Raw genomic sequence first — 19,010 nt, forward strand, 5'->3', positions numbered from 1 at the left:
CATGCAGGAGTTCACCGCGACCGCGCAGTTCGCCGCTCGTGTGCCGAGATCGCACGCGATGACCTCGGGCACAGCACAGAATCGGACCCGCGAACGTCAGGTGAGCGCTACAGGTCGTATCCGCGGCGGCAGCGGCGCCGCACCGGTACCTCGGGTCAGCTCGGCCACCGCGCCGGCGACCGAAGCCACCGATTGCTCGAACTGCGCCTGCGCATTCACATCTCCACCCTAGCGAGCTACGCGCGGGTAGGTGTCACTCCTGTTTCCGCGTTCGGCGACAAAGACTTTTCGCGCCGTCCCGCCGAGAGCGTTCGTCGCCCGCTCCCGGCTCTGTTATCCGGCCTCGCCGCCTCCCACGGCGCACCAGCAAACGCTGGGCAGCAGCAGAAATCACCGCCCGGCCTCCGTGCGTCCTCCCGCGGTGGCAGCGGAACACGCACGGCGAAATCGACTCGCCGACATCCGGTCCGAGCGCCGCCCGCATCGAACCGTGGCGGACAGCCGTGGTCGGGCCACCGGATCAACCGGCAAGAGGGAAAGCGAACCCGACCGAGGTTGCGCACGAATCTTTCGCCGCTCCGGGCAGGGTGGGTGCGTACTACGTCGTGCACCCACCCGCCGCGACGAACTCAGCCGCGGGTCAGCTTGCGGTGCGTCACCCGATGCGGGCGGGCCGCGTCCGGACCGAGCCGCTCGACCTTATTGGCCTCGTAGGCTTCGAAGTTGCCCTCGAACCAGAACCACTTGGCCTCGTTGTCGGAGTCGCCCTCCCACGCGAGGATGTGGGTGCAGGTGCGGTCGAGGAACCAGCGGTCGTGCGAGATGACCACGGCACAGCCGGGGAACATCTCGAGCGCGTGCTCCAGCGAACCCAGGGTCTCCACGTCGAGGTCGTTGGTCGGCTCGTCGAGCAGGATCAGATTGCCGCCCTGCTTGAGGGTCATCGCCAGATTCAGCCGGTTGCGCTCACCACCGGACAGGACGCCCGCCGGCTTCTGCTGGTCGGGACCTTTGAAGCCGAACGCGCTCACATAGGCGCGCGACGGCATCTCCTGCTGGCCGACCTCGATGTAGTCCAGCCCGTCGGAGACCACCTGCCAGACCGTCTTCTTCGGATCGATGCCCGCGCGGTTCTGGTCGACGTAGCTCAGCTTGACCGTATCGCCGACCTTCACCTCGCCGCTATCGGGCTGCTCGAGCCCCACGATGGTCTTGAACAGCGTGGTCTTGCCGACGCCGTTCGGTCCGATCACGCCGACGATGCCGTTGCGCGGGAGGGTGAACGACAGGTCCTTGATCAGCTGGCGATCGCCGAAGCCCTTGTCCAGGTGCTCGACCTCCACCACGACGTTGCCCAGACGGGGGCCCGCGGGGATCTGGATCTCCTCGAAATCCAGCTTCCGCATCTTCTCGGCCTCGGCCGCCATCTCCTCGTACCGGCCGAGACGGGCCTTGTTCTTGGCCTGCCTGGCCTTCGCGCCGGAACGCACCCAGGCGAGTTCTTCCTTGAGCCGCTTCTGCAGCTTCTGGTCCTTCTTGCCCTGCACCTCGAGCCGCTCGGCCTTCTTCTCCAGGTAGGTGGAGTAGTTGCCCTCGTAGGGGTAGGCGCGGCCGCGGTCCAGCTCGAGGATCCACTGGGCGACGTTGTCCAGGAAGTACCGGTCGTGGGTGACCGCGAGCACGGCGCCTTGGTACTGCGCCAGGTGCTGCTCGAGCCAGTTCACGCTCTCGGCGTCCAAGTGGTTGGTCGGCTCGTCCAGCAGCAGCAGGTCGGGCTTGCTCAGCAGCAGCTTGCACAGCGCCACCCGGCGGCGCTCACCACCGGAGAGGTTGGTGACCGGCTCGTCCGGCGGCGGGCAGCGCAGCGCGTCCATCGCCTGCTCGAGCTGGGAGTCCAGATCCCACGCGTCGGCGTGATCCAGATCCTCCTGGAGCTTGCCCATCTCCTCCATGAGCTCGTCGGAGTAGTCGGTGGCCATCAGCTCGGCGATCTCGTTGAAGCGATCCAGCTTCACCTTGATCTCGCCCATGCCCTCCTCGACATTGCCGCGGACGGTCTTCTCCTCGTTGAGCGGAGGTTCCTGCTGCAGGATGCCGACGGTAGCGCCCGGGGCGAGGAAGGCGTCACCGTTGTTCGGCTGGTCCAGTCCGGCCATGATCTTCAGCACGCTGGATTTACCTGCGCCGTTCGGGCCGACGACGCCGATCTTGGCGCCGGGAAGGAAGTTCAAGGTGACATCGTCGAGCACGACTTTGTCGCCGTGCGCCTTGCGAACCTTCTTCATCTGGTAAATGAACTCAGCCATAAGTGTGAAGCCTATCGGTGCGTGAGATGAGGGGACGAAGCAGAGCTACCCTGCCGCCGGGACGAAACCGGTCGTGCGATCAAGCGTCGACAGGCTCGGGTGCGCTGCTGCGTGGCGGTGCCGAACCGGCGGCTGCGACATTCTCCCCCGGCGCATCGCCGTCCGGTACCCGAGCTTCAGCGCTCGGCACCTCGGAAGTATTCCGCGACGGCAGGTCGGACAACCGTGTCAGCCGCGCCACACAGCGCGACAGGTCCGGTCCGACCACGGTAGCGCGCATCTCCAGGTCCCGTCGTTCCACACCGTCCTTGCTGCGGTACTCATGGGAGCGCAGGTGGCCGTAGGCGATGACCGGATCGCCGCGCCGCAGGGACGCGTCGACCCCCGCCACCAGCCTGCGCCAGCAGCTGACCGTGAGGTACAAGGTGCCGTTGTCCACCCATTGCCCCGACGCGTGATCCAGCCGGCGCGAATTGCTCGCCAGCCGGAAGGTGACCACCTGCTCGCCGTTGGCGAGGTCGCGCTTGACCGGATGAGTGGCGATCGTTCCGATCACGGTCGCATGAGCCTCGTACATGATTACGCCCCTTCACATTCGGATCCGGGCCTGCCCGGGAATCTCCTCCCCCTCCAGGAGGGCTCTTCCAGGGTGCGCCGATCCGCGGGCGCCGAGCGAGCCGATCCGGGAATGTGCACAACTTCCGAAGTTGTGAAGATTGGGCGTTTCACGCAGGGGAGATCAGAACACCGCCACGTCGGTATTGGCGCCGCAGAGCACGATGACCGGGCGCTCGTCCGGCTCCGGAACATAGGCTCCGCTGTGCACCGCGGCCAGCGCCGCCGCGCCGGTCAGTTCCACCAGGATGCGGAATTCGCGCCACAGATACTCGCGCGCCGCGCTGATCGCGTCGTCGCTGACCAGCAGCGACCGCACACCGTGCCGACGCGAGACGTCGAGGGCGATATCGCCGATCCGCGTCGGGCCCAGCGCGTCGACGGTGATCCCGGACCCGATGATGTCCACGGGGTGGTCCGCCGTCAACGCGGCGCGCAGGATCGCGGCGCCCTCGGGCTCCACCCCGATGACCTGCTGACGGCGCCCGACGGCCGCCGCGATCCCGGCGACGAGTCCGCCGCCGCCCACCGCGGCCAGCACCGGCGGCCGACCGCGCACCTGCTCCTCGAGTTCCAGCCCGACCACACCGATGCCCGCGACCACCGCGGGCAGGTCGTAGGCGTGCAGAAGCAGCGCGTCGCGTTCGGCGGCCAGCTCGGCCGCGTGCACCGAGGCCTCCGCGTAGGTGGTGCCGTGCCAGAGCACATCGGCGCCGTGCGACCACATCGCGGCGACCTTGGTGTGCGGGGCGGTCTCCGGAACGACGACCGTGCACGACTTGCCCAGTCGCGCGGCGGCGAGCGCGGCCGCGATACCGGCGTTGCCACCGGAGGCGATCACGACCTGATCGGCCCCCTCGCCCGACTCCAGCAGCGCGTTGAGGCTGCCGCGGACCTTGAACGTCCCGCCGTGCTGGAGATGCTCGAGCTTCATCGTCACCGGCACCGGACCGGACGGGCTCGCCACGGACGTGTGGAAGACCGGCGTCTTGCGGATCTGCCCCGCCAACCGCTTGCGCGCGGATCGCACATGCGACCGTTCCACCCGCCCGACCGGTCTGTGTGGGGAGACCACGGTGGCGCGTTCACTCACTTACGCACTTCTCCATCTCGCTTGGCCAGTTCGGCGTACATCGCGTTGTATGCGGCGAGTGCGGCGTCGTTGTCGCGTTCGGCGGCTCGATCGGTACGTTGCGCGAGCCGCTTGTCGCTGCGCGACCATTGGATCAGCAAAGCCAGCATCACCACCACCAGAGGGACCTCACCACTCGCCCAGGCGAGGCTGCCGCCGGTGCGCTGGTCGCCGAGCAGATCGCCGTTCCAGCCGAGCCCGAGGCCGCGGTAGAACCAGCCGCCGAGCACCGTGGTCGTGCTCATCAGCGCGACGCCGAAGAACGCGTGGAACGGAAGCGAGCCGAACACCATGGCGAGCTTGGTCAGCGGTTCGACCCGCCTCGGCTTGGGGTCGATGCCGATCACCACCCAGTAGAACAGGTAACCGCTGAGCAGGAAGTGCGTGTTCATCAGCAGATGCGCGGCGTGCGAGTCGGCGTAGGCGTCGAAGATGCCGCCCAGATACAGCGCGTAGAACCCCGCGACGAAGATCGCCGAGGCCACGATCGGGTGGGTCAGGAAACGCGACACCGGGTTGTGCACCGCGGCCAGCAGCCATTCCCGGGGGCCGGGCACGCCGCCGCGGCCCGCAGGAGGCAGCGCGCGCAACGCCAGCGTCACCGCGCCACCCAGCGCGAACAGGATCGGAGCGAGCATCGACAGCGCCATGTGCGCTCCCATATGCACGCTGAACATCGCGGCCGAGTACCGGCCGACGCCGGAGGAGGTGGCGACGAGCAGCACCACGCACCCGGACAGCCAGGCCAGCGTCCGCCCGGCAGGCCACGCGTCACCCCGCGCTCGCAACCGCCGCACGCCCAGCAGATACAGCACCGCGAGCACGAGCGACAGCGTTCCGAAGACCAGATCGAACCGCCAGTCGAACATCATGTGGGCGATGCTGGGTGGCCCGGCCAGGTCGTAGCCCAGCTCCACTTCGACGGGGGTCGGAACGGAATCCGGGGGTGGCGGCGGCGTGCGACCGAGCCCGACCGCGAGGCCGATGGTCGCGGCGAAGATCAGCACCTCGACGCCCGCGTAGCGGACCAGCGCCGAGCGGTCGCGGGGATCGGCGGCGAGGGCGGGCAAGGCGGCGCGGCGCTGGAGATAACCGAACGCGCCGAGCACCGCCAGCGCCGCGGCCTTGGCGAGCACCAGCCTGCCGTAGGTGCTGCTGAACAGCTCGTCCAGCGGCACCCGGACCCAGGAGTTGATCACGCCGCTGACCGCGATGACGGCGAACGCCACCGTGGCGGTCAGCGAGAAGCGCCGCGCCGCCAGGTCGGTGTACGCGCCGCCGCGCAAGGCATGCGCCAGCACCGCGAACAGGCCGCCGACCCAGACGGCGGACCCCACCAGGTGCAGGATCAGGCTGTTGGTCGCCACGTCGTGCGACCCGCCCGAGGACGAATGCCCGGTCAACGCCAGCGGCATCATGGTCGCGATCGCGCCGCCGAGCAGAACCGGAGTCCAGCCCCAGCGCAGCGCGAGCCGGCAGCCGACCGCGACGATCAGCGCGAAGACGACGGTCGTGCGCCAGGCCCCGGCCAGCTCGATCTGACCGATCGCCCGCCACAGACCGTCGGGCCGCAGCACCTCCCCGACCGGACGGCCCGTGGTGTCCGAGACCGTGAGCGGCACGAGCAGCGCCGCGCAGCATGCCCAGACCACCGCGAAGTTCGATGCCCGGTGCACCGCCCGATATCCGCCGACGTCCAGCAGTCCGTTGCGCTGCGGCGGCACGAGGAAGGCCGCGAAGAGCAGCGAACCGACCGTCAGGGCCGCCGCCAGATCGGCGAGCGCCCGCACCGCGGGCAGGCCGTAGGTGGTCGCCACGCCCGGGTCGGGGATACCGAGCAGAGTCAGCGCCTGCGCCGCCGACAGCCCCACCACCAGTGCCGCGACCACGGTCGCGATGGCCCCGGCCAGCGCGGTGACCGTCGTGAACGTCGCCCCGGACCGGACAGCCTCGGCTTCGGGAGCGGCGGGCGAGGCGGGGGCGGACGACATACGACTGAGCGTAGTTCGGCGAGTAATCCGTGGCCCGGTCGGGTTTGTACCGATATCCTGACCGCGGATCACCACCGGCGCGTCACCTACTGTCTCGGGATGGCTGAAACGTTGCTAACGCTGAGAGTTTGACCACCTGGACGGTCGCTATAATCGACCCGCTGGACAGCACGGCCAATGTCGGCCATCGTGGAACCCGCTGCCTCCGTAGCTCAGTTGGATAGAGCAAGGGCCTTCTAATCCCTAGGTCGCAGGTTCGATTCCTGCCGGGGGCACAGCACACTGGAGACCCGCAGCTATGCGGGTCTCCAGTGCTATTACCCGGGGAGCGCGAAGCTCAAACACTCGGAGATTCTCCTCCCGCGCATCTCGGCGGCGGGCAGTGTCCGCGATCGAGCCGAAGTTGCCGCGAGACTTGCGAGCCGGTTGCAGGGCCGGACACCGCACCACTCCCCCGCGGCCCGCCGCCGACCAGCGCGAGCGCCCGTCGAGCCTCAGATCTTCGCGGGCGAGGAAGCGATGTCGTCGGCCAGCGGGGCCACGGCACCCAGGATCTCGGCGACCAGGTCGGCGGGCACCCCGGCCGCGGTGAGCGAGGCCTCCAGGTGTCCCGCCACCAGACCGAAGTGGTGCATGGTGATGCCCCGGCCCTGGTGCACCTGTTTCATCGGAGCGCCGGTGTACGGGAGGGGACCGCCGAGGGCCGCCGCGAAGAACTCGACCTGCTTCCCCTTCAACCGCGACATGTTCGTGCCGGTGAAGAACCCGGCCAATTCACCGTCGGCGAGTACGCGGGTGTAGAAGTCTTCCACGACGACCTCGAGCGCCTCGTGACCGCCGACCTTGTCGTAGATGCTGGTTGTCTTGCTCTTCCCGAGCCAGGAGGGCATTCGCATGACTACCAGGACACCACCGGACTGTTGCGTCCGGATTAGTGCGACGTCGCGGCTCGTTTGCCTTCATCGCAGCGCGATTACTCGCCCCTCACCGCCCCATCGGCAACGCTGTGAGACCTCCGCAACACGTCAACCGCAGACCGCCTCCATCGCTGCGGTCAACAGGCGAATGCCGTGATCGATCTCGTCGTCGGTGACCGTCAGGGGCGGCATGAGCTTGATCACCTCGTCCGCCGAGCCGGAGGTCTCCACGAGCAGTCCGCGGTCGAACGCGGCCTGGCCGACCTTCTCCGCCAGCGACGCGTCCCCGAAGACGACGCCGTGCACCAGGCCGCGTCCGCGCGCCGAGACCCCCTCGAACGCCTCGGCCAGCCCATCGAGCGCCCGCGCGATCCGCTCCCCCTTGGCGAGGGTCGCGAGTTCCAGCGCCGAGTCCGACCAATAGTGCTCGAGCGCCACACGACCGGTGACGAATGCCGCGTTGTTGCCACGGAAGGTGCCGTTGTGCTCGCCGGGCGCCCACTGGTCGAGTTCCGGTTTGAACAGCACCAACGCCATCGGCAGGCCGTAGCCGCCGATCGACTTCGACAACGTCACGATGTCGGGCGTGATCCCGGCGACCTCGAAGGAGAAGAACGGCCCGGTACGGCCGCAGCCCATCTGGACGTCGTCGACGATCAGCAGGATGCCGCGGGCCGAACACAACTCGGCCAGCCCGCGCAGCCATTCCACGCGGGCCACATTGATGCCCCCTTCGCCCTGCACCGTCTCCACGATCACCGCGGCCGGTTTGTCCAGACCGGAGGACGGATCGTCCAGCGCCCTGCGCATCCAGAGCAGGTCGTCGGCGATGCCGAGGTATCCGTCGTAGGGCATGGGCATGGCATGCGCGAGCGGCACACCCGCGCCGGACCGCTTGGCGGCGTTTCCGGTGACCGCGAGCGCGCCGAGCGACATGCCATGGAAGGCGTTGGTGAAGCTCAGCACGGTCTGCCGCCCGGTGACCTTGCGGGCGAGCTTCAACGCGGCCTCGACCGCGTTCGCTCCGGTCGGCCCGGGGAACTGGACTTTCCAGTCCAGGCCGCGGGGGCCGAAGACGTTGTCGCGCAGCGCTTCCAGCAGCCGCCGCTTGGCGACGGTTGACATGTCCAGGCCGTGGGTGATGCCGTCGCCCGCGATGTAGTCCAGCAGCGCCCGCTTGAGCACGGGGTTGTTGTGGCCGTAATTGAGCGATCCGGCCCCGGCGAAGAAATCCAGGTATTCCTTGCCGGTCTCATCGCGCAGCCACGCTCCGCTGGCGGTGTCGAAGACCGCGGGCCAGCAGCGACAGTACCCGCGCACGTTGGATTCGAGTGCCTCGAAAACAGTCATCTCGGTGACGGTCATCGGCGATCCTTACTCGTCGTGCGCGAGCGCTCCACAATCTGAAGTGACAGTGTTTCTAACATCCGCGACGCCTGGATGTGGCCTTTTCCCCCAAACAGCGCAGAGGCCTTTCCCGTGCCCACCTGGGCCGGTAGGGTTGACTCCTTGTGCGCGGGAGACCGGAGGGGGGCGGACAGCGTGCCGTCGGGGGAACGATTTCGCAGCGCCGTCGCCCTCTACACATCGCTCATGGGCGCCGGATTCCGCAGACAGTGGCAATACAAAGCGGCGATGTTCGCGGGACTGTTCACCAACTGTGTATTCGGGTTCGTCCGCGCGGCCGTCCTCGCCGCGGCAGTAGACGCCGGTGGTGAATTCGGCGGGTACGACCGGGGCAGCATCGGCGCCTACGTTTGGCTGTCACAGGGGCTGCTCGGTGCGTTGCAATTCATGGGATCCCTCGGACCACTGGATGATCGGGTGAAGAACGGTGACATCGCCATCGATTTCCTGCGTCCGGTCGATATCCAATGCGGTTATCTCGCGGACGATCTCGGGCGAGCGGCGTGCACCTTCCTGCCGCGCGGCATACCGAGCGTGCTGGTGGGCACGCTCACCTTCGGGCTGGTGATGCCGGTCTCGGCCGGCCCCTACCTGCTCGGTGCGGTGAGTGTCCTATTGGCCGTGGTGATTTCGTTCCTGTGCCGGTTCATCGTGGTGCTGATCGGCTTCTGGGTCGTGGAGACCCGCGGCCTCCGGGTGCTGTACTACACCGGCGGGACCTTCCTGGCCGGGCTCTTCGTCCCGGTGCACATGTTCCCCGCGTGGCTGGGCGCGCTCGCGGCCGCCACACCTTTCCCCTCGATCCTGCAGTCTCCGATCGACGTGCTCTCCGGCCGGATCACCGGTGCGGAAGCCCTTTCCGTCGTCGGCGTTCAAGTGTTCTGGGTGCTGGTGGCCGGGATCGCCGGGCGCGTGCTGCTGATCACCGGCCGGCGCAGGCTGGAGGTGCAAGGTGGTTGAGGTCGCTGCCGCGCGCGCCGGCTCGTGGTCGACACCCTACGTCGCGGTGTTGCGCTCCAGGATCCGCGCACAGCGCAGTTACCGATTGTCCTTCGTCAGTGAGCTGTTGAGCGCCCTCCTGGTCGGCCTGGTCGAGTTGGCCGAAGTCTGGCTGATCTTCCGCGCCGCGCGCGTCCTCGGCGGACTGGATCTGGACGGCGCACTGTTGCTGTTCGGATTGAGCAACACGAGTTTCGCACTGTCCCAAGTGCTGTTCGGCCACCTCGACACGCTGCCGGTCCTGATCAGGATGGGCCAGCTCGACGCCTATCATCTACGACCGCAACCGCTGCTGCTGCAACTGATCACCAGCGATGTCTCGCTGCGCAGGTTCGCGCGCGCGTCCGTCTCGATCGTCGCGCTGGCGGCGGGCTTGGTGCGCAACGACATCGCCTGCGACGCGACCACGGCCGCGCTGCTCGCCCTCACCCTCGTCGGCGGCATCGCGCTGTTCGGCGGCGTGTTCGTCTGCGCCGCGGGGTTGCAGTTCTATCTGATCGACGGCTCCGAGCTCACCAACAGCTTCACCTATGGCGGCTCGTTCGCGGCGACACAACCCGCGTCGGTGTTCCCCACACCCATGCGATTGCTGTTCGGGTTCGCGATTCCGGTCGCGTTCACGGCCTACCTGCCCACCCTCGCGCTGCTGCGCCTGCCCGGCCCGCCGCTGCTGCCCGCCTGGCTGGCCTGGCTGACTCCGGTGGCGGCGCTGTGGGTCTGGCTGCTTGCGCTCGGTCTGTGGCGCTCGGGCACTCGGCACTATCAGGGAGGCGGAGGATGAGAACGAGCCGGCGCCCCGGCCCGGAGGCGATCATCGATATGGAGGACCTCACCAGGCAGTTCACCCTGTATCGCAAGAACGGCCGCCGCTGGCGCAGGCGCCGTGAAACGCTCACCGCGGTCGACGGGATGACCGCCCGGATCGAGCGGGGCGCCGCCGTCGGCTACATCGGCGCCAACGGTGCGGGCAAGTCCACCACGATCAAGATGCTCACCGGCATCCTGGTGCCCACCTCCGGCACCGTGCGTACCTGCGGGCTGGACCCGGTGCGGCAGCGACGCGAACTGGCCGGCCGTATCGGGGTGGTGTTCGGCCAGCGATCCCAGCTGTGGTGGGATCTGCCGCTGCGCGAATCGTTCTCGATCCTCGCCGCGATCCACCGATTGGCGCCGGATGCCGCACGCGAGCGCGCAGACGAACTGATCGAGCAACTGGAAATGGCCGACACCCTCGACACACCGGTGCGCCAGCTCTCGCTCGGCCAGCGCATGCGCGCGGAAGTCGCCGCGGCCTTATTGCATTCGCCCGAGCTGGTGATCCTCGACGAGCCCACGATCGGTCTCGACGTGCTGTCGAAACAACGGCTGCGCGAGTTCCTCAGGGCCGAGCGCGCCGAGCGCGGCACCACCCTGCTGCTCACCACCCACGACATGGGCGACATCGAAAGGCTCTGCGAGCGTGTGCTCGTCGCCGACCATGGCCGCCTGGTCTACGACGGGTCGCTCACCGGCTTGGCGGTCACCGTCGGGGCGCGCCGGGTCCTGGTGGTCGACTTGGCCGGACCGGCGCCCGACCTCGACGATCTTCCCTCGGCCCAGCTGCTGGGCACCGAAGGTGACGGCATGCGGCAGCGGCTGGCCTTCGATCCGGAACGGATCACGGCCGCGCAGCTGCTGGCCGCGGTATCGGACCGTGCCGAAGTGCGGGACCTCTCGATCGAGGAGCCCGAGATCGAGGACGTGGTCCGGCGGCTGTACGAATCCGCCCGCTGACTTCGCGGGCGGATCCGGCGGGGGCGTCGGTATGACGTCAGTCGGTCTCGCGGGCGCCCTGGTCGAGCCGGAACGGCGGGTACTCGTCGCGCATCAAACCGGCGTAGGCCTGCACGCGGATGATCCAGCGATTGAGACCCATCACGAAGTCGTAGACACCCTGCGGGTAACGCGCCGTGAACAGCAACGCGACCAACGCGACGATCAGCAGGATGCTCAGCAACGAGATCGAAGCGCCGCCCCAGTCGTCACCGCCCCCGATCAGGACGCCGCCGCTCACCATCGCGCCGACGATCAGGTAGTGCGGAATGGCCAGCAGCCACCACTTCACCAGCACCAGGCCGCGGTGCAATGTGTCCGGATAGTCGATCTCCAGATCGGCCGGATAATTGTCGTCCGGCTTCAGGCCGAACGGCGGGTACTTGTCCGTGCCGAGTACCGAAAGCGCGTAGAACATCACCCGCCACCCCCAGCGCATCACGCCGACGTTGAAGTCGAACAGCCCCCGTGGATACCGGCCGGTGATCAGGATCGCGAAGAAGGCGACGACCGTGAGCACCGCGTACGCGATATGCAGGAAGAACAGCACGACGTAGTGCGGTATCGCCAATAGCCACTTGACCAGCCACAGCCACCGCGACAGCGCGGGGTCCAAGTCGCCGCGCACACGAATCGGATCGGGCGGCACGACGGCCTTCTCGAGGTCCATGATCGACACTCCTCACGGTAGCTGTGATCCAAGCCACAACCAGTACAGATGTACTGATTGTCGCGTATCCAGCTGTCCGCGAACGGCACCATCCGATACCGACACGCCAACGAATAGGGGTGCACGACGGCCCGCGGCGAGCGGTGAGGCTGCGCCGCAGTCGAAATCGACTCCAACCACGCGCGGTACGGCATCACCGTTTCCCACTACTGATCCTCGCGGGCCGCGACTTGTACCATCGGAAATCGTGACGTTCGGCGCGCTGCGACTACCGGTGACCCGGATGATCGTGGCTCTCGCGTACACCGTCTGGGTGGTTGCCATGGCGGTGCCGCAGTGCCACGTCTTCACCCACGCGGTCGCGCCACACGCCCACATCGAAGCATCCGGCCCGCTGGTGGCCTCGCCCGCGATTCTGGCCGACCTGCACCAGCACGCCGCGGGGCCGGACCGGCACATGCCCGCCGACGGGGTGCTCGTCGCCCTGCCGCGCGCTGTCTCGCTGCTGCTGTTGTTGCTGGTCGCCTGCGTGTCGGTGTTGGTTGCGGCGCCCGCGTCCGTGTTCGGTGGCGGCGTGCGCGCGCCCCCGATCGCGGCCATCCCGGTGTGGCCGGGCAGAGACAAACTCACTCGATTCGGCATCGATCGGAACTGATCGGTCAGCGTCAGGCCGCAGCCTGCCGGGGCCCGGCCGGTGTTCGTGCGAAGTCCGCACTCACACCTTCGCTACCAGTAGCGACCGCACAGAATCGACGATTCCCCATGACTTCTGCGCTGCAGAACCCGGCTGTGCCCGATCCCGCTCCGCGCGAGCCGCGGACGCGTCCCTCGACACCACTCGCGAGCCCGGCGAGTCTCCTGACCACCGCCCAGCGCTGTCCGCGTCCGGACACCATGGTGGGCAACACGCCGGTCCTCTGGATCACCGAACCGCTGGGCGACACCACGCCACCGGAGGGCCACGGCTTCTGGGCCAAGCTCGAAGGCGCCAATCCCGGCGGGATGAAGGACCGGCCCGCGCTACACATGGTGGAGCGCGCCATCGCGCGCGGCGACCTCGCACCGGGCGCGCCGATCATCGAATCGACCAGCGGCACGCTCGGTCTGGGCCTCGCGCTGGCGGGCATGGTGTATCACCACCCCGTCACACTGGTCACCGACCCCGGCCTGGAACCACTCATGCACCGCATGCTCGCGGCCTACGGTGCGCGGATAGAACTGGTCGCCGAGCCGCACCCGACCGGCGGCTGGCAACAGGCGCGCCGCGACCGCGTCGCCGAACTGCTGGCCCGAGATCCCGGGGCGTGGTGCCCCGACCAGTACCGCAACCCCGACAACCGCGACGCCTACGAAACCCTGGCGCTCGAGCTGGTGGCCCAGCTGGGCCGGATCGATGTCCTGGTCTGCTCGGTCGGCACGGGCGGCCATTCCGCCGGAATCGCGCGCACGCTGCGCCGATACTTCCCGCACCTGCGTCTGGTCGGCGTCGACGCCGTGGCGTCCACGATCTTCGGGCAGCCCGCGGGACGGCGGCTGATGCGCGGGCTCGGGTCGAGTATTCATCCGGACAACGTCGACTATCCGGCGTTCGACGAGGTTCACTGGGTCGCGCCCGCGGAAGCGGTGTGGGCCTGCCGCAGGCTCGCCGCGACACACCATGCCAGCGGCGGCTGGAGCGTCGGCGCCGTTACCTTGGTCGCCGGTTGGCTGGCCCGCACCAGCGATCCGGCCACACGGATCGCCGCGATCTTCCCCGACGGCCCGCTGCGCTACTTCGACACCGTCTACAACGACGAGTACTGCCGTGCGCACGGCTTGCTCGGCGTCACGCCGCCCGCCGCACCCCTGCGCATCGCGCATCCGGCCGACGCCGTCGCCGACTCGTGGACCCGCTGCACGACGGTCGTCGATCCACGCGGTGGCGCCGCTGCGGAGCGGACGCGATGATCGAGCTGATCGCCACCTTCCGCGGCTTCAACCGCCCCAGCCGCATGCTGATGGTCAATCAGTTCGCCATCAACACCGGGTTCTACATGCTGATGCCCTACCTGGCCGGTTACCTGGCAGGCCCGCTCGGGCTGGCCGCGTGGGCGGTCGGGCTGGTCCTCGGCATCCGGAACTTCGCCCAGCAGGGCATGTTCCTGCTCGGCGGCACGCTGGCCGATCGACTCGGCTACAAACCGCTGATCGTGACCGGATGCCTGCTGCGCACAGGTGGTTTCGCGCTGCTGGCGGTCGCGGATACGCTCCCGGCGCTGCTGGTCGCGTCGGCCGCGACCGGTTTCGCGGGCGCGCTGTTCAATCCGGCGGTCCGCGCGTATCTGGCGGTGGACTCGGGGTCCCGCAGGGTGGAGGCGTTCGCCGTGTTCAACGTCTTCTATCAGGCGGGCATATTGCTCGGCCCGATCGTCGGACTCGCGCTGATGGCCGTCGACTTCCGCGCGACCGCCACGGGCGCCGCGGTGGTGTTCGGCGCGCTGACGCTGGCCCAGTTACGCGCGCTCCCGCAGCACACGGCGGCGCCGAAAACCACGTCCGTGCTGGACGATTGGCGCGTCGTACTGGCCAACCGCCCGTTCCTGCTGTTCGCCTCGGCGATGATCAGTTCCTCGGTGCTGGCCTTCCAGGTCTACCTGGCGCTGCCCGTGCACGCGGCACGGATCGCGGGCGACTCGGCGACCGCGCTGATGACCGCGGTGTTCGTGCTGTCCGGGTTGATCGCCATCGCCGGGCAGCTGCGCATCACCCGCTGGTTCGGGCAGCGCTGGGGCCGCGCGCACAGCCTGGCGCTGGGTATGGTGATTCTCGCGTCCGCGTTCATACCACTGGTGGTGATCCCGGGCACCGGCTCGGGCGTGTGGCCTGCGATCGGCGCGCTGCTGCTGACGGCCGTCGTACTGGGAATCGGTGCGGCAGCGGTCTTTCCGTTCGAGATGGACACCGTGGTCGCACTGTCGGGCAACCACCTGGTGGCGACGCATTACGGCCTCTACAACACGATCGTCGGCGTCGGCATCTTGCTCGGGAATCTGGGCATCGGAACGCTGCTGGATACCACGCGCGAGGCCGGTCTGAGCGCACTGGCGTGGGCGGCGCTGGTCGCCGTCGGCACGGTCGCGGCGGCGGCATTGTTCGCGCTCGCCCGTTCCGGACGGCTCGACGCACCGGTCCCGGTCGGCTGATCGAGCGGGCCGTCCCGGGTGCGTGCGGGCCGGGACGGCCTGGTCAGGCAGGTCCGTTCGACTGCGCCGAATACAGGCTGACCTCGCCGTCCTCACTGAGAAAGGCGTTGACCAGCATGGTGCGGTTGGCGCGCAGTTCCTCGTGATCCGGCGCGCTGGTGGTGATCGAGATCTGCGGGATGACCGCCCAGTTGACCACGTAGCGCTCCGGCGGGCCGTCGTCATCGGACAGCCGGGCCAGACGGAAGACCGAGACGGTCTTGCGGACGATCAGATTGCGCACGACCTCGGCGATTCGCTCAGGGTCTTCCAGTGCGAACATGAAGCCGAATGTCAACTCGGGCGATGACACGTAGGCGGGCACGAAGACCGAGGTTAGCCGATCGGACGCGGATGCGCAGCGCTCGGGTCGAATCGGGTTGCCGCGCATGCGCTCGAACAATTCGAGAGCGCGCAACCCCTGTGCAGAGCCGGTTGACCGATCCGTAACGGAACATAACGATTTCCCGGCAGCTCTCGGATTCGTACACCAGAGTATTGCGTGGATTCGGCTATCGCGCTTTCCTGAAAGTGTCCCGATTGCTCGGACGTCTTCTCTCGCATCGTCGCGGATTTCCCGGTTTCTCTGCCGTGCTGGTGGACCGTGGGACGACATCCGGATGCGGGACTGCGCCGGAGCCGAGGGGCGCCCCTCCCCGAAATCCCCCTCGGCCCTGGCGTATCCAGGATTCGCCGCGTCGCCGGAGGTATGCCATGCCCACCGAATACGCTCAGCGCGGCCTCGGAGCCGAGGAGCTGCCACCGCCCGCCGCACTGCTTCGCGCGCTCCGCGAAGCCGGCGAGAACCAGCACCGGCACAGCGTGCTGCGCGCCGCGCGCATGCTCGTCGACTGCCACGAGCGACGGCAGCTGGCGCTCGAGCGAGCACACGCGCCGGCGGCGTCCAGCGCGCACGTCGCGGCATGCAGCCGGCAGCTGGAGGACATCGACGGCTGCCGCGCCGAATGGATCGGACGAATCGACGCCTGGGTCGCCGCCAACGTGCAGCACCGGGAGGGCGCCTCGCTGCATACCGAGACACTCGGGGCGGTGATCGATCGAATCGCGGCGAAATGGGTTGCGGTTCGTCACACTTTGGGCGACGAGATCACAGGTGGGCCGCATCCGGCGCAGGTGGACGGGGAAGCCCACCTGCGGTGGACGAGGCTGGCCGAACTGATCGACGGCTACCAGGATCTGATCACCGACGTCACCGAGCACCGGCGACGGCTGCCGGTGTGGTGATCAGCGCGGCTCGTCGACTCCTGGTTCGACCACTTCGGCGTCGAGGAACTCTTCCGTCCGGCTGACCGGCGGCTTCTCGACCGGGACCTCGGCCTCGTCGCCGAGATCGGTATCGAGGTCCCGCTGCGCCACGGCGTCCCGGCGAGCCGCGGCCGCCGCCTCCCGCATCTCGATCGTGTCGGTGATCCACTCACCGATCTCCCGGGTGACCTCGGCGACGGTGCCCGTGATGATGCCCGCGATATTGCCGACATGCTTGGCGCCGGAGGAGGTCATTTCCTGAATGAGATCTTTGTTGCTTTCGAATTTCCCGATCATTCACACGCCCGCTTCGCTCGCCTGCCGCTGTCGCATCACGATAACACCGGGAGACGGCTCGCTCTCGACCCAGCGCGGCGGCAGTGCGAGCTTGAAAATCTTCTTCCACACCGAGCCGATCTGCTTACCGAGCGGGCCGGTGTTGTACGGCAAACCGTACTTCTCACACAATGCGCGCACGATCGGCGCCATCTCCGGATAACGGCTCGCGGGCAGGTCCGGGAACAGGTGGTGTTCGATCTGGTGCGACAAATTGCCGGACATGAGGTGGAACAGTTTGCTGCCGCTGATGTTGGCCGAGCCGAGCATCTGCCGGATGTACCACTCGCCGCGGGTCTCGTCCGCGGTCTCCTCCTCGGTGAACGTCTGTACGCCGGTCGGGAAGTGACCGCAGAAGATGATGGCGAAGGCCCACACGTTGCGCACCAGGTTGGCGGTGACGTTACCGGCCAGGGTGTGGAAGAACAGCGGCCCGGTCAGGGCGGGGAACACCAGGTAGTCCTTGAGCACCTGCTTGCCCGCCTTGCGCCACTGGCCGAGGAGCAGCTTCTTGACCTCCGGCCACTTCTTCTTGCCCGCCAGGATGTTCTCGACCTCGAGGTCGTGGCCCATCACACCCCACTCGAACAGCATCATGAGCACGAAGGCGTACAGCGGCTGCCCGAGCCGCAGCACGTTCCACTCCTGGGCCTCGTCCATGCGCAGGATGGAGTAACCGATGTCGCGGTCCTTGTTGTGGATGTTGGTGTAGGTGTGGTGCAGGTAGTTGTGCGAGTGCTTCCACTGGTCGGCCGGGCAGACCGTGTCCCACTCGAACACACGGGAATTCAGGCCGGGCTCGCGCATCCAGTCGTACTGGCCGTGCATCACGTTGTGGCCGATCTCCATGTTGTCCAGGATCTTCGACACACTCAGCGCGGCCACGGCGGCGAGCCAGACCGGCGGAAGGAAGCCGAGATACATCAGGCCGCGCCCGGCGATCTCGAAGCCGCGCTGCGCCTTGATGATCGAGTACAGGTATTCCCGGTCGCGCTCGCCGAGGTCGGCGACGATCGCGGCGCGCAACTCGTCGAGTTCGCGGCCGAGTTCCTCGATCTGGTCCGGGCTCAGGACCAACGGTCCGTTGTCGGTTTCGGTCAGGATGGTCATGATCGGTTCCCCTTCTTCGATTAGATGTCGACCTCGACGTCGCCGACCGGCGCGCTGATGCACAGCTGGATCGGCTGGTCGGGGTCGCTGTCGGTCTCGCCGGTGCGCAGATTGCGCGTGCAGCCGGAGCGGCGCACCGCCGTACAGGAGAAACAGATCCCCATGCGGCAGCCGTACTCGGGGCTGAGCCCGGCCGATTCGGCCTGTTCGAGCAGCGGGGCGCCGTTGTTCTGCGCGGTCACGCCGCTGGCCGAGAAGCTCACGGTGCCCTGCGCGTCCGCGGCGTCGGCCGGGGCGAACGAGAGGGTGAACTCCTCGGTGTGCAGCCGGTCTTCCAACTGCTCGGCCTGATAGATCGTGCGCACCGCGTCCATCAGCGACTTCGGGCCGCAGACATAGGTCTGCGCGTCGGCGAACCACGGCGCCACGCGCTCCAGTTCGTCGTAGTCGAAGTATCCGCTGTTCTTCGGTTGGTTCAGGTCCACCCACGGTGCGGCGGGGTCGACCCGCGCCAGGTCCGGTGCGCGATGCGGATACCGCAGCTCGATGCGGAAGTTCGGGTGCCGCTGCGCGATCGCGTCCAGTTCGGCTCGGTGCGGCAGCACCGCGGGTGACTTCGCGTAGTGCAGGAACACCACCTCGCCCGGGTGGTCCTCCGCGGCGAGCGTGCGCAACATGGACAGCACCGGCGTGATGCCGCTGCCGCCGCTGATCAGCAATATGCGCTGCGGCCGCGGTTCGGGCAGCCGGAACACGCCGTCGGCGGGGGTCAGGTCCACCACCATGCCGGGGGCGGCGTGGCGATAGAGGTACTGCGACACCAAGCCGTCCGGATGCGCCTTGACGGTCAGCTGGATGGTGCGATCCCGACCGCCTTCCGGGTTCACCGGCGAATAGCACCGCGTGTGCCGCACACCGTCGATGACCACGCCGATCTGGACGTACTGTCCGGCGACATGGCCCTTCCACTGCCGGGTCGGGCGCAGCGTGAGCGTGACCGAACCCGGCGCCGAGCGGCGCACGTGAGTGATTTCGGCCCGCATGTCCCGCACCGTGAGGGTGGGGCGGACCAGTTCAAGGTACCGATCCAGCGGGTGTGGCGAGGTCAGGGTCTGCACCAGGTTGATGAGATCCACCATTAGTTACTCCGTGCCTTGTCGGGCTGACGACGTGCGACCGGCTTTCAGTGCACGTCTGTACACTCAACTAGTGTGACGGATGACCGGGG

The 19,010-nt window shown here is 68.0% G+C and carries 19 protein-coding genes and 1 tRNA gene; 8 read left to right on the forward strand and 12 right to left on the reverse strand.

Features of this window, described 5'->3' with window-relative positions:
- Nucleotides 1–96 precede the first annotated feature (96 nt).
- The 5 genes from ABZ420_RS27170 to ABZ420_RS27190 form a co-directional block, all read right to left on the reverse strand.
- Nucleotides 97–219: a hypothetical protein gene (locus ABZ420_RS27170; RefSeq protein WP_281218377.1), complete on the reverse strand. Its 123-nt coding sequence runs from the start codon at nt 217–219 to the stop codon at nt 97–99.
- Nucleotides 220–629: 410 nt separating this feature from the next.
- Nucleotides 630–2,306: an energy-dependent translational throttle protein EttA gene (ettA, locus tag ABZ420_RS27175; RefSeq protein ID WP_062977196.1), complete on the reverse strand. Its 1,677-nt coding sequence runs from the start codon at nt 2,304–2,306 to the stop codon at nt 630–632.
- 79 nt (nt 2,307–2,385) lie between these two features.
- Complete coding sequence (locus ABZ420_RS27180) at nt 2,386–2,883, reverse strand: single-stranded DNA-binding protein (protein ID WP_357128253.1); 498 nt, start codon at nt 2,881–2,883, stop codon at nt 2,386–2,388.
- A gap of 162 nt (nt 2,884–3,045) precedes the next feature.
- Entirely contained in the window at nt 3,046–4,014 is a 969-nt protein-coding gene (locus ABZ420_RS27185; protein WP_357128256.1) for a serine/threonine dehydratase, read from the reverse strand.
- Nucleotides 4,011–6,044 carry a cytochrome c oxidase assembly protein gene (locus tag ABZ420_RS27190; RefSeq protein WP_357128259.1) on the reverse strand — a complete coding sequence of 678 codons (2,034 nt, stop codon included), beginning with the start codon at nt 6,042–6,044 and terminating at the stop codon, nt 4,011–4,013. Before ABZ420_RS27190 ends, ABZ420_RS27185 begins: the two co-directional genes overlap by 4 nt.
- A 201-nt stretch (nt 6,045–6,245) precedes the next feature.
- Here ABZ420_RS27190 and ABZ420_RS27195 point away from each other — a divergent pair.
- Nucleotides 6,246–6,319, forward strand: a tRNA-Arg gene (locus tag ABZ420_RS27195).
- Between the two features lie 219 nt (nt 6,320–6,538).
- Here the strand turns inward: ABZ420_RS27195 and ABZ420_RS27200 are convergent.
- The gene (locus tag ABZ420_RS27200; protein WP_062975714.1) at nt 6,539–6,940 is read right to left on the reverse strand and encodes a group 1 truncated hemoglobin; all 402 of its coding nucleotides are present in this window, start codon (nt 6,938–6,940) and stop codon (nt 6,539–6,541) included.
- A gap of 129 nt (nt 6,941–7,069) precedes the next feature.
- Nucleotides 7,070–8,326 (reverse strand): diaminobutyrate--2-oxoglutarate transaminase, encoded by a 1,257-nt coding sequence (gene ectB, locus ABZ420_RS27205; protein ID WP_357128262.1) that lies wholly within the window; start codon nt 8,324–8,326, stop codon nt 7,070–7,072.
- Nucleotides 8,327–8,554: 228 nt separating this feature from the next.
- Between ectB and ABZ420_RS27210 the strand changes: the two genes are divergently transcribed.
- From ABZ420_RS27210 to ABZ420_RS27220, 3 genes are read left to right on the forward strand one after another with little or no spacing between them, the layout of a single operon-like run.
- A complete protein-coding gene (locus tag ABZ420_RS27210; RefSeq protein ID WP_357128265.1) occupies nt 8,555–9,328 on the forward strand; it encodes an ABC-2 family transporter protein in 774 nt (257 codons plus the stop codon).
- Complete coding sequence (locus ABZ420_RS27215) at nt 9,321–10,148, forward strand: ABC-2 family transporter protein (RefSeq protein ID WP_062975709.1); 828 nt, start codon at nt 9,321–9,323, stop codon at nt 10,146–10,148. The genes ABZ420_RS27210 and ABZ420_RS27215 overlap by 8 nt, the downstream gene beginning before the upstream one ends.
- Nucleotides 10,145–11,140 (forward strand): ATP-binding cassette domain-containing protein, encoded by a 996-nt coding sequence (locus tag ABZ420_RS27220; protein ID WP_357128268.1) that lies wholly within the window; start codon nt 10,145–10,147, stop codon nt 11,138–11,140. The genes ABZ420_RS27215 and ABZ420_RS27220 overlap by 4 nt, the downstream gene beginning before the upstream one ends.
- Before the next feature lie 37 nt (nt 11,141–11,177).
- Here ABZ420_RS27220 and ABZ420_RS27225 read toward each other — a convergent pair whose 3' ends face one another.
- Entirely contained in the window at nt 11,178–11,849 is a 672-nt protein-coding gene (locus ABZ420_RS27225; RefSeq protein WP_357128271.1) for a DUF4389 domain-containing protein, read from the reverse strand.
- 247 nt (nt 11,850–12,096) lie between these two features.
- Between ABZ420_RS27225 and ABZ420_RS27230 the strand changes: the two genes are divergently transcribed.
- The 3 genes from ABZ420_RS27230 (at nt 12,097) to ABZ420_RS27240 (ending at nt 15,031) form a co-directional block, all read left to right on the forward strand.
- Complete coding sequence (locus tag ABZ420_RS27230) at nt 12,097–12,504, forward strand: hypothetical protein (RefSeq protein ID WP_357128274.1); 408 nt, start codon at nt 12,097–12,099, stop codon at nt 12,502–12,504.
- Nucleotides 12,505–12,611: 107 nt separating this feature from the next.
- Nucleotides 12,612–13,796: a PLP-dependent cysteine synthase family protein gene (locus ABZ420_RS27235; RefSeq protein ID WP_357128277.1), complete on the forward strand. Its 1,185-nt coding sequence runs from the start codon at nt 12,612–12,614 to the stop codon at nt 13,794–13,796.
- Nucleotides 13,793–15,031, forward strand: a complete 1,239-nt coding sequence (locus tag ABZ420_RS27240) for an MFS transporter (RefSeq protein ID WP_357128280.1) — start codon at nt 13,793–13,795, stop codon at nt 15,029–15,031. Before ABZ420_RS27235 ends, ABZ420_RS27240 begins: the two co-directional genes overlap by 4 nt.
- A gap of 43 nt (nt 15,032–15,074) precedes the next feature.
- Here the strand turns inward: ABZ420_RS27240 and ABZ420_RS27245 are convergent, their stop codons facing one another.
- On the reverse strand, nt 15,075–15,353 hold the full coding sequence (locus tag ABZ420_RS27245; protein ID WP_210750904.1) for a hypothetical protein: 279 nt from the start codon (nt 15,351–15,353) through the stop codon (nt 15,075–15,077).
- Between the two features lie 431 nt (nt 15,354–15,784).
- Here ABZ420_RS27245 and ABZ420_RS27250 point away from each other — a divergent pair, with 431 nt between their 5' ends.
- Nucleotides 15,785–16,315, forward strand: a complete 531-nt coding sequence (locus tag ABZ420_RS27250) for a DUF4254 domain-containing protein (protein WP_357128283.1) — start codon at nt 15,785–15,787, stop codon at nt 16,313–16,315.
- Here ABZ420_RS27250 and ABZ420_RS27255 read toward each other — a convergent pair whose 3' ends face one another.
- From ABZ420_RS27255 to ABZ420_RS27265, 3 genes are read right to left on the reverse strand one after another with little or no spacing between them, the layout of a single operon-like run.
- The gene (locus ABZ420_RS27255; protein WP_357128286.1) at nt 16,316–16,591 is read right to left on the reverse strand and encodes a hypothetical protein; all 276 of its coding nucleotides are present in this window, start codon (nt 16,589–16,591) and stop codon (nt 16,316–16,318) included.
- Between the two features lie 42 nt (nt 16,592–16,633).
- On the reverse strand, nt 16,634–17,782 hold the full coding sequence (locus ABZ420_RS27260; RefSeq protein ID WP_357128289.1) for an acyl-CoA desaturase: 1,149 nt from the start codon (nt 17,780–17,782) through the stop codon (nt 16,634–16,636).
- Nucleotides 17,783–17,802: 20 nt separating this feature from the next.
- Entirely contained in the window at nt 17,803–18,921 is a 1,119-nt protein-coding gene (locus ABZ420_RS27265) for an FAD-binding oxidoreductase (RefSeq protein WP_357128292.1), read from the reverse strand.
- Between the last annotated feature and the right edge of the window lie 89 nt (nt 18,922–19,010).

It is taken from the genome of Nocardia sp. NPDC005745, assembly GCF_040630775.1.
GTDB lineage: Bacteria > Actinomycetota > Actinomycetes > Mycobacteriales > Mycobacteriaceae > Nocardia.